Origin of the sequence: Sphingobium sp. MP9-4 (assembly GCF_005281675.1) — a bacterium.
Taxonomy (GTDB): domain Bacteria; phylum Pseudomonadota; class Alphaproteobacteria; order Sphingomonadales; family Sphingomonadaceae; genus Sphingobium; species Sphingobium yanoikuyae.
Map to the genome: position 1 here is coordinate 1 of NZ_LUFI01000048.1, position 12,801 is coordinate 12,801.

12 protein-coding genes are annotated in these 12,801 nt (G+C 57.7%); 5 read left to right on the forward strand and 7 right to left on the reverse strand.

The features are described 5' to 3' along the window. Nucleotides 1-241 precede the first annotated feature (241 nt). The 4 genes from A0U87_RS26460 to A0U87_RS15695 all read right to left on the reverse strand — a co-directional run bounded on the left by A0U87_RS26460 (nt 242) and on the right by A0U87_RS15695 (nt 4,361). Nucleotides 242-718 (reverse strand): excalibur calcium-binding domain-containing protein, encoded by a 477-nt coding sequence (locus A0U87_RS26460; protein WP_337442134.1) that lies wholly within the window; start codon nt 716-718, stop codon nt 242-244. A gap of 241 nt (nt 719-959) precedes the next feature. Continuing rightward, nucleotides 960-2,846 (reverse strand): molecular chaperone HtpG, encoded by a 1,887-nt coding sequence (gene htpG, locus A0U87_RS15685; RefSeq protein ID WP_048939470.1) that lies wholly within the window; start codon nt 2,844-2,846, stop codon nt 960-962. 263 nt (nt 2,847-3,109) lie between these two features. Then, entirely contained in the window at nt 3,110-3,886 is a 777-nt protein-coding gene (locus tag A0U87_RS15690) for an SDR family NAD(P)-dependent oxidoreductase (protein ID WP_048939471.1), read from the reverse strand. 55 nt (nt 3,887-3,941) lie between these two features. Beyond that, the gene (locus A0U87_RS15695; RefSeq protein WP_346427721.1) at nt 3,942-4,361 is read right to left on the reverse strand and encodes a helix-turn-helix domain-containing protein; all 420 of its coding nucleotides are present in this window, start codon (nt 4,359-4,361) and stop codon (nt 3,942-3,944) included. An 83-nt stretch (nt 4,362-4,444) separates the two neighbouring features. On the opposite strand from A0U87_RS15695, the gene A0U87_RS15700 reads away from it, so the two are divergent. Then, nucleotides 4,445-5,179 (forward strand): SDR family oxidoreductase, encoded by a 735-nt coding sequence (locus A0U87_RS15700; protein WP_137405679.1) that lies wholly within the window; start codon nt 4,445-4,447, stop codon nt 5,177-5,179. Between the two features lie 371 nt (nt 5,180-5,550). Here the strand turns inward: A0U87_RS15700 and A0U87_RS15705 are convergent, their stop codons facing one another. Further along, on the reverse strand, nt 5,551-6,213 hold the full coding sequence (locus A0U87_RS15705) for an acyltransferase family protein (protein WP_234415601.1): 663 nt from the start codon (nt 6,211-6,213) through the stop codon (nt 5,551-5,553). Nucleotides 6,214-6,251: 38 nt separating this feature from the next. Beyond that, nucleotides 6,252-7,064: a DUF1206 domain-containing protein gene (locus A0U87_RS15710; RefSeq protein ID WP_072895696.1), complete on the reverse strand. Its 813-nt coding sequence runs from the start codon at nt 7,062-7,064 to the stop codon at nt 6,252-6,254. A gap of 398 nt (nt 7,065-7,462) precedes the next feature. Here A0U87_RS15710 and A0U87_RS15715 point away from each other — a divergent pair, with 398 nt between their 5' ends. The 4 genes from A0U87_RS15715 to A0U87_RS15730 all read left to right on the forward strand — a co-directional run bounded on the left by A0U87_RS15715 (nt 7,463) and on the right by A0U87_RS15730 (nt 11,066). Continuing rightward, nucleotides 7,463-8,017 carry a gluconate 2-dehydrogenase subunit 3 family protein gene (locus A0U87_RS15715; RefSeq protein ID WP_048939475.1) on the forward strand — a complete coding sequence of 185 codons (555 nt, stop codon included), beginning with the start codon at nt 7,463-7,465 and terminating at the stop codon, nt 8,015-8,017. A gap of 65 nt (nt 8,018-8,082) precedes the next feature. Further along, nucleotides 8,083-9,759 (forward strand): GMC family oxidoreductase, encoded by a 1,677-nt coding sequence (locus A0U87_RS15720; RefSeq protein ID WP_048939476.1) that lies wholly within the window; start codon nt 8,083-8,085, stop codon nt 9,757-9,759. 43 nt (nt 9,760-9,802) lie between these two features. Continuing rightward, complete coding sequence (locus A0U87_RS15725) at nt 9,803-10,603, forward strand: ThuA domain-containing protein (protein WP_048939477.1); 801 nt, start codon at nt 9,803-9,805, stop codon at nt 10,601-10,603. Between the two features lie 184 nt (nt 10,604-10,787). Beyond that, on the forward strand, nt 10,788-11,066 hold the full coding sequence (locus A0U87_RS15730) for a hypothetical protein (protein ID WP_048939478.1): 279 nt from the start codon (nt 10,788-10,790) through the stop codon (nt 11,064-11,066). Nucleotides 11,067-11,252: 186 nt separating this feature from the next. Here A0U87_RS15730 and A0U87_RS15735 read toward each other — a convergent pair whose 3' ends face one another. Continuing rightward, complete coding sequence (locus A0U87_RS15735) at nt 11,253-12,698, reverse strand: L,D-transpeptidase family protein (protein WP_164488863.1); 1,446 nt, start codon at nt 12,696-12,698, stop codon at nt 11,253-11,255. Nucleotides 12,699-12,801 lie beyond the last annotated feature (103 nt).

The following is a 12,801-nucleotide window of genomic DNA, read 5'->3' on the forward strand; positions in this document are numbered from 1 at the left end:
TCCGGCCTCCGGTTCCGCTTCGCTCCACCTCCGTCCGGATATGGCGGCGATGAGCTTAATGCACTAACAAACCAATCGGTCCACTCGGTGGGGGCAGATCAGTCCCGTTTAGATTTATCGGAATGCTCTATCTATGATCATCTATTCTGAATGTCACCCTAGTACCGATGAATTTTTGAAAGATATCATCAATATGAGATGGATTGTTGTGGTTCTCTTTTTGTAACTTCTGGCAAGCTGGCTAACGCCCCCGATAAGGCTCGCAGCCTATGCCATCACCGTCCCTATCCAGATGAGGGCCATACCCTGGCTGACCAGCATAAACAGGTGCAGCCCCATCCGCTCTTGCTTGGGTGCATCTGCGACAGGACCAGGAAGATCGGCTATCAGTTGAAGCGGTAAACCGCCTTTCCGGGTCGGTCCTGCCGGCAGGCGACGATGACTGCTGATCACCCACATCGGCAGCACTTATGTACGACTGAGAAGCTACCGAGCCCTGCGGTCGCCGAGAATCCTCTTCAGCAATAGGGGGGCTCGATGAGGAGGAAGGCAGCGGAGAGCTGCCCACTCCACCGAAAGAACCAATCACGATCGCCACACCAATGATAGCGATCGAAAGGGGACTTCCCTTTTGCCTACGATGTTTGGCGTGCCAATGATGGTACCGCTTCATTCCGACAGGATGGCGAGGGAGGTAAAGGAGCGGTTGCTGGCTCATTAGCGCGATGATTCAAAATTTGCCTCGTCGGCCGCTCAACAGAGGCAGAATGCCCCCCCACCCCATGGAGCGGCCATCCGATGGTCGGCCAGCGAACGGATTGAATAGGCCGCAAACGGCCTGAAAAACGCAAGGCCCGCACTCCAACGATCCGGACTCTGGTTTTGAGCGTCAGGCTTGAGCGGAATCTGCGCGGCCTCCTTAACTTGAAGAAGGGGAGCCCTCAGGCTCCCCATCAACATCACCCCAAGGCCTTCGCCATCAAACGCTCCAGCCGCTCGGCAAACGCGCGCGGATCAGTCGGTGCTTCGCCTTCAGCAATTCGGGCCTCATCAAGCAGAAGGAAAGCCAGATCCCTTCGTCCTTCTTCATCGCTATTGGCCTGTCCCAGCTTCGTGATGAGCGCATGACCGGCGTTGACCTCCAGAATGGGCTTAGCTCGCTCCGGCGCACGGCCGGCCGAAGCCAACATCTTTTCCAGTTGAAGGTCCATGGCATTGTCTGCGGCGACAATGCAGACGGCGCTGCTCGTCAATCGGTCCGAAATGCGCACATCTGACACCTGATCTGCCAGAGCCTCCTTTGCAAAAGCGATAAAACTATTGGCTTCATCGCTGGGCGCGGCAGCGGTGGCGTTCCCGTCGGCCAAGGGGATAAGACTCAGGTCAGCAGCCCCCTGCGTGACGGACTTGAAGGGCTTGCCCTCATAATCGACGCCCATCGTCGTCCAGAAACTATCGACCTGATCGGGGAGGAGCAGAACCTCGATGCCGCGCGCCCTGAAACCCTCGAGCTGCGGGGACTGCGCGATCCGATCCAGATCATGGCCGGTCGCATAGTAAATCGCTGTCTGATTTTCTTTCAGGGCACTGACATAGTCCTCAAGCGAACGCCATGCGCCGTCGGAAGTCGTACTCTTGAACCGAGCCAGACCCAACAATGTTTCGCGGCGATCAAAATCTTCGTAAAGGCCTTCCTTTAAGACCGGTCCGAAATTTTCCCAGATCGCGGCATATCGCTCAGGTTCACTTACTGAAAGTTTCTCCAGGTCGGAAAGTATGCGGTTGCCCACACCCTTTTGGATGGCAGACAGAACCGGGCTGTCTTGGATCATCTCGCGCGACATGTTGAGAGGCAGATCGGCGGAATCGACCAAACCGCGAACGAAACGTAGGTATCGCGGTAATATTTCCGCTTCGTCCGTGATGAATACGCGGCGCACATAGAGCTTGATGCGGCCCTTGCGGTCCGCGTCGAATAGATCGAACGGCTTGGTTTCGGGGATGAAGGTCAGAACCGAATATTCATGACGCCCTTCAGCACGATAATGCAGCGTCAGCGCCGGCTTGTCGAACTGACCTGCGACACTTCGATAGAAGTCAGCATAATCTTCCTCGCTGATGTCGGACTTCGCCTTGGTCCACAGCGCCAGGCCATCGGCGACCTGCTTTGGCTCATCTTCGCTGCCGGCTTCCTTAAGAAAGATCGGAATGGGGACATGGCCTGATTGCGCCTTGACAACCCGCTCCACGGTGAAGCGCTCGGTGTAAACTTTGGCATCGTCGAGCAGGTGCAACGTGACGCGCGTTCCGCGTGCAGGCGCGGCGCCAGGTTCGGCCGGCGCAATCGTGTAAGTGCCCAACCCATCGGAGGACCAGATGGCTGCATCAGGCTCTCCCGCCCGGCGAGAAATAACCTCGACCTTACCCGCCACCATGAATGCAGAATAAAAGCCGACGCCAAACTGGCCGATCAGTTGCTGCCCTTCGCCATTCTTGTCCGCAGCAAGCTTGTCCATGAAGGCCTTGGTGCCCGACCGAGCAATAGTGCCTAGTGTTTCACCCATATCCGCAGCAGTCATGCCGATGCCATTATCCTCGATCACGAGAGTGCCGGCTTCCTTGTCCAGCCTAAGCGTGATGCGCAATTGAGGATCATCCCCAAGCAGTATCGGGCTGGAAATCGCCTCATAGCGCAGCTTTTCGCAAGCGTCCGCGGCATTGGATATCAGTTCGCGCAGGAAAACCTCACGGTCGGAATAGACCGAGTGGACCATCATGTGCAGGAGCTTGGAAACATCTGCCTCGAAGGCCCGTGTTTCAGGGGCGGTAACGGTGTCCATTGTCATCGTCTCTCTGGCTCGCATCCTAGAATTGCGGGCGACAGATGGATCGAACGGTTTTGTCGTTCAAGAGGCGGGGCAAGGAAAGCATGGGTCGCGCATTTGAAAATGGTAGATTCTCGTTTGGATGGGCAGCTGAAGCTCCAGCCCAGCCATTCGCCTAAGGCGCATGTCGCTTGACGCAGCGCAATGCGGTTATTCGTGCAAGCCGACCAACGGCTTGCGTAGAAGTGCCAGAGCATTGGACTGAAAAATCCTTCGCCCGAGCATCACCCATTTTGCCCGATCGACACGCCAGTGAGCGCTTGCAGCGCCGTGAGCAGGCAATCTCCATGATCGGCGCTGGCTGCGGGAACTGCCGGCTCTTCGCGTCGCATGGCATGCCAATAGCCGCCGCTGGTCTGCGCTGCCTTATCGTTGCTTGCGGCGAGCCAGCTCTGCGTCGCCTGTCCGGTCGCGATGTCGACCGGCGCGGACGCGCCGCCCATGCGTGTGCGCACCCAGCCTGGATCGACGGCGTTACTCAGCACGTCAGGCCATCGCCGTGTCATCGCCATAGCAAACGCGACGATTTGAAGCTTGCTATCGGCGTAGGCCTGTTCCGGGTGCCAGCGACGCCGGGTCCAGTCGAGATCATCCAGACCGGCATTGCCGCCCCGGTGAAGCCCGCTGCTCATGTAGACAAGGCGCTCGGGCCGTTCGATGCAGGCGGTCAGGACATAAGGCGCCAGCAGATTGACCGCGGTCATAACACTGTGGCCTTCCGCCGTCCGACCGCTGCCACTCGCGCCATATAGTGCGGCATTGTGGATCACTGCGTCCATGCGACCGATTGCATTCACCGCATCGGCCAAATCTCGTGTTTCCGACAGCAGGCTGAGATCGCCGGTCACTATTGCCAAAGCTTGCGGCATTTGCGCTGCCAGAGCCGCAGCCCGTTCGGCATTGCGGGCGTGGAGAACGACATCATGTCCGCCGGCAAGCAACGACTGCGCAGCGGCCAGCCCAAGGCCGGTCGAACTGCCAGTGATGAAAATTCTCGCCATATCGACTCTTTGCTCGGCGCATGGCCAGCGCCCAGAGGGCCAAAACGCATCGGGTCTATCTACGCTGCCAACCTTCGCGTTCGGCGAAGATCCTCTGCATTTCCACCATATTCTCGGTGCCCCAGCTGCATAAAGGCTCGAGCGCCTGAGCGAGGCTTTGGCCGAGGGGCGTCAGCGTATAGTCCACGCGCGGCGGCACTTCCTTGTAATCGGTGCGCAGCAGGATCCCATCTGCCTCCAGTTCCTTCAACTGCTGGATCAGCACCTTGTCGCTCACGTCGCGGATCGCGCGTTTGAGCGCGCCGTAGCGATTGGGGCCCTGGAGCAGGAAATAGAGGATCAATGGCTTCCATTTGCCGGCAATGACTTTGAGCGTTGCGTCGAGGCCGCAAGTGAAATTGGGAGCGACGGTTCCGGCCGAACAGCCCCCTCCGAGCATTGGAGAGACAGCCAGGGATTTGGGCTCTTCAGACATTTTCGATACTTACCAAAAGGTGCATACTTGCCGATAGGTATATGCGCCTCCAGCTACGTGCAACCTTAGATTTGGAGGCATCCATGAATAGACTGCAAGGCAAGATCGCCATCATAACAGGTGGCGGTACGGGCATTGGTCTGGCTTCGGCCAGGCGTTTCATTGCGGAGGGCGCGTTCGTCTACATTTTCGGGCGTCGACAGGAAAAACTCGATGCTGCCTTAAGCGAACTAGGGGCAAATGCCCGCGCAGTGGCGGGTTCGGTTGCCGATCCTGCCGATCTCGATCGCTTGTTCGAGACGGTGAAGGCAGAACGCGGATCGTTAGACATTCTCTTTGCCAATGCAGGAACCGGCGCGCTGGTGCCGCTGACGGACATTACTGCCGACCATTATGCCGAAACCTTCGACGTCAACGTGAAGGGCACGATCTTCACAGTGCAAAAGGGACTGAAGCTCATGGACACAGGCGGCTCGATCATTCTGACCGGGTCAACCACGGGTGTGATGGGGACACCGGCCTTCAGTATTTACAGCGCCTCCAAGGCTGCCGTGCGCAATCTTGCGCGCAGTTGGGCGCAGGATCTGCGGGGCACGGGAATCCGCGTCAATGTGCTATCGCCCGGGCCAACGCTGACCGAGCTGGCGGCCGAGGTCGTCGGCAGGGAGGCAATGATCGAAATGGGGGCAACCACCCCGATCGGTCATGTTGGTGATCCATCCGAAGTGGCGGCGGCCGCCGCCTTCCTGGCCTCATCTGACAGCAGCTTCATGACCGGAAGCGAGCTATTCACTGATGGCGGGCTGGCGCAAATCTAGGCTGCATACCGTTCGTCTCGCGCCGGCTTGCTTCAGGGCAAGCTGGCGCCATGTCGCTGATAATTGGATGATGCTCAGACTGCTCGTCTACCTGCATTATGAACGATGGCATGCGCTGTGCGGCATGTAGCACCTTCTCCAAAATCTTACCGGCACGAAATCTCATATCAGTTATTCAAAAAAACCTTCCACTGATATGGAACAAAATAAATAATGGCAATTAAAGCTATTCACGTTGCACAAATGTAAATAGCAATTATAATCGCACGTTTTCAACAAATTTACGATATTACGGAGCGTGATTACTTTAATTTGATCACCTGGCTTGGCATAAATAAGAGATATATTTGCATATCAATATTAATTATCGGTCAGATAATTTTTCTGACACCTGGCAAACTTTTTATAGCTGCTGATAACGCGAACGAGGCAACGCACGCTGCGCAGCTGATGACAATGAATTTCAGCACTGGCGCCGCTGCCCACGGCATGGCCAGAACGCTTAGCGCAACCAGGACGGGCGGATGCAGGATGAGTGCGCCAAAAGCCGTCGATCCGAGCCTCGACACAATTTGCGTGGAATTCCTCCCCCATCGCTGCGCAGCAGCCAGCAAACCCAGGATCACCCCGAACGCGACCGCTGGATCCCAAATTGCGTAATAGAATGCATTGATGTTCCATCCTCCCTCAAATCCCCCCAACCGCCCACGTATCGATAGCATGAGCGGCAACGTGGAGATTGCGAGAATCGAAACAATCAGCCAGCCCGCAGCATCCCGCAATGTGATACGCTCAAGAAGCCCGCTCCGTGCCGCTGCACAACCTGCAATGTAAAAGAAAGCGTAGCAGCTGAAATAGCCAAGCTGAAGCCATAGGAATTCCGTACCGACCCGCATGACCAGTCGTACGATGAACGAGAGCAGGCCAAGGCCCAAGGCGATCAACGCCAAAGCGGGCATCGCAGGCAGAGCATCCACTGACACGGCAGACCATCCCGCGCGGCGACGGCAAGTCTGCCAAATCGCATAGCACATAGCGAATATCAGTAGGGCAATAGCAAACCAGAGCGGCGTCACCGCAGAAATTGGGGCGTTACTACCTTCATTCTTCGATATCGCGCCTCGATCAGACTGAACAACCCAAACAGCCCCAGCCCGCAAGCGACCACGCTTAAAATAAGCGTCCCTTCATCCTGCGCCCGTAGCTGCCGCAGCGCCTCCCCAAGCCCCCCGGCGCGATCGGGGTCATGGTTCAACGCCGCAGATATAATGAACCAGCCGATGAGGGAGAAAACCAGCGCACGGGCTGCATATCCAATACGTCCTATCCACCGAACATAGTCGGGAGCCGGCACGTCGCCGCTGAGATCGTCAAACCGCGCCTTATACGCCTTGAGCGCTTGGGCAATCGCGACGATGAGCAGGAGGACGCCGAGCAGAATAAGCATGAACACACCTCCCGGTTGCTCCAGAAGCCATGCCGACCAACCTTGCGCGCTTTCATCTCCAGGACTTCCATGCTCTCTGCTCGCTTGCGCAAGAGCCATTTTGCCTGCGGCGGTCGCCAGCATGATATGAGACACACCACTTAAGCCATAGCCAAGTCTTTCAAACTGTCCTTTCACGGTTCGACCGCGGCGCTCAGGGTCGATGACTGCCTCTGTAAGCCGCCAGACCGCATATCCAGCAAATCCAACCGCACAAAACGACAATAGGACATGACCAAGCGGCGCGTCAGCCAAAGTGCCTAAAGCACCCTGATTGTCGGTTGTTTCGCCACCGTGCAATGCGACGTCGAGCGCAAGCCATCCAATGATGATGTACACGAGACCGCGTGCAGCGAAACCGAGGCGCGCGAACAACGTCATACGGTCACTATATCTCATGCAGCCCTCCAAAGAACCGCCAACCTTCCGACGCCTGCACCTGTTCCCTCGAAACAGTCATCTAGCATCAACCTAGAGCTTCGGCGGCTGAGTACAGGCCCGCATCGATCACATACCGCTTACCCTGAAAATCTTCCGGCGAGCCGCGACAACATTGATAGCGCTAACCACACCATATGTCATCGCGGCTGACCCCATTGACTACTATGTCCTTTCGTGCATATTTTGCGCGACTAAAAATATAAATGGGCGAGGAAAATGACCAAGAGACACTCTTGTGCGTCTATGAATTGCGCTAAAATGATAGCGCTACCGCTTTTCACCTCTGCGGTTTCAGTATCGATATCTCATCTTGAGATATCATGCCCGGCCGACGATCTTCGTGATGGTAGGATTTAATGGACCGCAGAGCGGCGCTCGCGTCCATCGTCGGCGTGCTGGGCGCGAACATCTTCGCCCCGCTTGCACGGGCCATCGCCTACCAGCCGAACCCGGTCATCAATACCGGCGCGCCTGAGATCATATTCACGCCCGCACAAAGAGCGCTGGTCACGGCGCTGAGCGAACGCATCCTGCCGACATCCGATACGCCCGGCGCCATTGCTGCAGGCGTGCCCGAATATATCGAACATATGCTGGGCGACTGGGCGATCACCGATGAACGGGCAACGATCTTCGACGGCCTGGCCGCCATCGATGCCCGCAGCATGGCCGATTATAAAAAACCGGCCGTAAAAGCCTCGGCCGCGCAGCAGGACGCATTGCTGACCCTTGCGATGAACGGCGAACTGTCAGGAGGAACTCCCTTTTTCGAGGCGTTCCGCCAGCTTGTCATCACCGGCTATTACACGTCCGAAATCGGCATCACGCAGGAACGCGAATATCTGCCCATCCCCGGCGAATATGACGGGGCCTATCCCTATGCGAAGGTCAAGCGGATCTTCTCCTCATAGGGCGGGCAATCGCCTTCGATCCTGGATCCATTCATTTCCGACACGCTCATCGGAAGGACAAAATCATGGCAGCAACAGATCGTTTCGACGCTATCGTCATTGGTTCGGGCGTCAGCGGCGGCTGGGCCGCAAAGGAGCTTACGGAAAAGGGGCTGCGCGTCCTTATGGTTGATCGCGGTCGCATGGTCGAACATGGGGAAGATTATCCCTTCGACGGCAAGTCGGCCTATGACATTCCCGCGCGTGGCAGGATGCCGGCTGCCCTTGCCAAGAGCGATTATTTCGCGCTCAACGGCTGGGTCTCGCCCGCCACCCAGCCCTTCTTCATCAACGACCGGCTCAACCCCTACGACTATGACGCGCCCAACAAGTTCAACTGGGTTCGCCCGTCAGTGGTCGGTGGCAAGTCGCTGACCTGGGGCCGCTGGAGCTTCCGCTGGAGCCAGGCCGATTTCGAGGCCAACAAGAAGGAGGGTGTGGGGACTGACTGGCCCATCCGCTATGACGATGTCGCGCCCTGGTACAGCTATGTCGAAAATTATATCGGCGTTTCGGGCGCTCGGGAAAATCTGCCTTATCTGCCCGACAGTGAATTCATGCCGCCCTTTCCGATGAACGTCGCCGAAAAATGGCTGAAAGAACGGCTGGAAAGCGAATTTCCCGGACGCAAGCTGATCAACGCGCGCCTCAGCAACATCACGCAAGACAAGCCCGAGCAGAATCGCACCCGCTGTCAGAAGCGGGCACAATGCGACCGGGGTTGCAGTTTCGGCGCCTATTTCTCGACGCAGGCCGTCACACTGCCGGCCGCCCGCGCTACGGGTAGGCTGACGCTGCGTGCGGACAATTGGGTCACGAACCTGGAATATGACCCGATCCAAAAGCGCGTAACCGGTGTCCGAATGGTCGACGCCAACACTGGCCAGGTGGAGGTCGTTCAGGCCCGCATGGTCTTTCTGTGCGCATCAGCGATGAGTTCGCTCCACATCCTGCTCAACTCCCGCCCGGCAGGCAGCGAACGCAGCTATTTCCATTCCAACGGTGCGCTCGGCAGCGCGGTGATGGATCATATCTTCCGCGTCGGCGTGTCGGGCGACATTCCGGGCATGAGCGAATTTGTCGAATATGGTCGACGGCCCGGCGGCGTCTATGTGCCGCGCTTCCGCAATCTGGAAGCGGAGGATCTGCCCTTCAAACGCGGCTACGGCTTCCAGGGTGGCGCTGGCCGTCAGGCGTCCGCGCCTGAAGGCTTTGGCCTGTCCATGAAGCACGGGATGCGCGAATATGGGCCGTGGCGCTTTACCATGGGCGCCTTTGGGGAATGCCTGCCCTATGAAGACAATCGCGTCATGCTGAACCACAGCAAGACCGATCGCTTCGGCACGCCGCTGTTGCGCTTCGACGTCCGCTTCCGCGACAATGAAATCAGGATGATGGACGATGCGCTGGAACAGGGCATGCTGATGCTGCGCAAGGCAGGGCTTACGAACGTGACCGGCGGTCGCGGCAAGCATGTGCCAGGTGAGGCGATCCATGAAATGGGCGGCGCCCGAATGGGGCATGATCCCGCCACGTCGGTCCTGAACAAATGGAATCAGGCGCATGATGCCGCCAATTTGTTCATCACCGATGGGGCACAAATGGCCTCTGTGTCCTGCGTCAATCCATCGCTGACTTTCATGGCGATGACCGCCCGAGCCGCCGATCACGCGGTCAAGCAGATGCAGGCTGGGGTCATCTGACCCGACAAGCAGCGTCCTGGGCCAGCGCGCCAAAGGAGAGACGATGTACAGAATGTTCGCGACCATCGCGCTATTGACCATGGCACAGGCGGCGCCCAACCCTCATCTGCCTGGGCCCACCTATGACACTGCCGCCCCGACTCTTCCGAAAAACCTGAAGCATGCGGTGCTCATCCTGTCCAAGACCAATGGCTGGCGGCATATTGAGCATATACCTCATTCCAACATGGTCCTGGCTGATATTGCCGCCAATCTCGGACATGCCAGCTACACCACCGAAAATGCGGCAATCTTCAACGACGAACAACTGCGGCATTTTTCCGTCATCATTCTCAACAGTGCGAGCGGTGATTTCCTGACCGAGGCGCAGCGATCAGCCTTTGCGCGCTTCGTCGCGCGCGGCGGTGGCGTGGTGGCGCTGCACGCCGCAGGAGACAATAGCCACAAGGCGCCCTGGTATACCGGAACGATCATCGGCACCAAATTCATCGGGCATCCCGGAGGCGAGGATCAGTTTCAATCCGCGCAAGTCATCGTCGACCAACCACGGCATCCCGTCATGGCTGGCGTGACCATGCCTTGGGCGCCCGTCGATGAATGGTATTCCTTCGATGCGAACCCGAAAATGCAGGGCATGGCGATACTCGCCCGGATCGACGAGGCGAGCTACCACCCCGGCGCCAAGCTGACGATGGGATCGCATCCGGTGATTTGGACCAATCCAGCCACCAAGGGGCGTGTCGTCTACTCGGCGCTCGGACATTTGCCGGAAAGCTACGACGATCCAAATTATCGCCGCATCCTTACGAACGCAATCCACTGGGCTGGAAAATTCGGTCGGTAAAACGAGAAATTTGATTAGCGCTGAGACCACTAGCGTCATGTGGGCTCAAGTCCACTCCATACCGAGTGAGTGTGTCTGCCAATACGGGTCGCAAGTTTTCATGTTTCCAATTAAGAATATTTCTCAATCGGAACAGATTCTGTCCGACCTCGTTCCCAATGCTACCAACATTTAGGAGGACGGGATGGTTGACAACAGGTATAATGATCATGTGGTGATCGAAAAGAAGGGGCCGGGACGCACCATCGCAATTCTTGTGATAGCCGCCCTAGTGATCGCGGGCATCCTGTTCGCGACCGGCTTCTGGTCTGCGGACGTAAAGGGAGGGGATATGCCGGAAGTCAGCGTCAAGGGCGGCGAACTCCCGAAGGTTGATGTAGATTCCAAGGAAGTCGTGGTCGGCACCAAGAAGGAACAAATCGAAGTTCCGACCGTCGGCGTCAAGGATAATGGCGAAAAATAGATCCAGATCCATGCTACGAATTTCAGATCGATATCTTTTGCGATATTCGTAATGAAACGGAGATAATATTTTCTAAAATATGTCCCCACTTTACATAGTGGGGATTTTTTTGATCCTGAATTCTGACGGCCTACATAGGCTCTTCCGCACTCGTAGCGATGTCCCCGCCAGCTCATCACGCGCTCATCAGGGCCCGACATCATCGCCGCCGGCCCGAAGGCGGGAACCCTTACGCTGGCCAAAGCCAAGCGCCTTTGCCACTCGCTCATTCCAACCATAAGGGTCTGCCCGGATCACCGGCGCCCCTTTATTGTCGAACAATATTGTTGAATAAAGCAGGCGAACCGGGATTTCCCGCGGCAGTTCGACAAAGCCTTCCTTGCCCGTCGCGCGCACCTTGTTCCATTGATCCAGAATGCCTTCGTCCCGGGCGATCTTCTCGGCAAAACCCACCGCATCCTCGACCCGGATGCAGCCATGGCTGCGCTGGCGCTGAACCTCTGAGAACAACTGCTTGGCCGGCGTATCGTGAAGATAAATTTCATGGTCGTTCTTCATGTCGAACTTGACCAGCCCCAGCGAGTTTTTCGGACCTGGCTGCTGGACGATCCAGCCATCCTTCCAAACCATGTTGTTGCGCTTCATGTAGCCAGCGCCCTTGCCTGCGATCTCCTTGTTCTGGATCGACCGAGGAACCGTCCAGGTCGGATTGGCGACCAGCCGATAGATGGGCGATCCCAGCTGGGGCGTTTCGGTGTCAGGTTCGCCCACCACCGCCTTGCGCGTATCGGCAATCTTCCCGTCGCGCCAATAAGTGAGGCGCGCGGCGGCGAGGTTGACGTCGATCCGCGTTCCGGGCGGCGCCCGGTCGAGCCACCGCATCCTCTCCATGGCAACGGCGATTTCCCGCGCCCGATCGGCATCCGACAGGTTGAGGATTTCAAGGGCCTTTTCGCCGATCACGCCGTCGGGCTTGATGCCATAATCGACCTGCATATGCTTGACGGCGCGCACTAGCGGCTCGGCGTAGCGAATGCCGGCATTGCCAGCCCGATCCAGATAGCCCGACGCCACCAGCTGCCGTTCGATCGCGGGCATGCGACTGTCGGATGTTCCAGGATCGATCGGCTTTCCTGCGTCGGGGATGGGTTTTGCGGCACCGCTTCGCTCCTTCCCAAGCGCCAGATAGGCCCTGGAAAGATTGCGATAGTCTTCCTCCTGCGGCGCAAGGCCATCGAGCCAGCCGCGCAGCTTGCCCGATGCCAGCGCGTCTTTCAGCCCGCGTTGGAGATCCGGCCTGAAGGTGCCGAGGGTGTAGACCTCATAGAGCTTTTTTGGATCGCTCGCGCCGCCAGCCAATGCCCTGGCATAGCGCAAAGCACTTTGGGTAAGCGCGTCCTGACCGGCGCTTGTTGTTGGCTCTCCTTCAACGCCGAAGGATAGATGGTCGAGGCCATGCGCGGCGCGACTGTCAATGGCCTGCTTGAGATCATGGATTGCGTCCTCGTTCCACTGCGCTTGCCGCTGCGCCGACGCCGTGTCGGCCCGGTTTCCGCTGCCCGACTGGCTGCTGCAGGCCGCCAGGGTCAGGGCGATGGCGACCATCGGAAGGGCGACAAGGGATTTAGGCACGCATTTCTCCTCACAATCTCTTTCCTACAACGCGTGACCTCGGTCGCGGCTCCGGCGCAGGCGCGCTGTCATGCTACTGATCGAGCGCCAAGAACTCGACGAC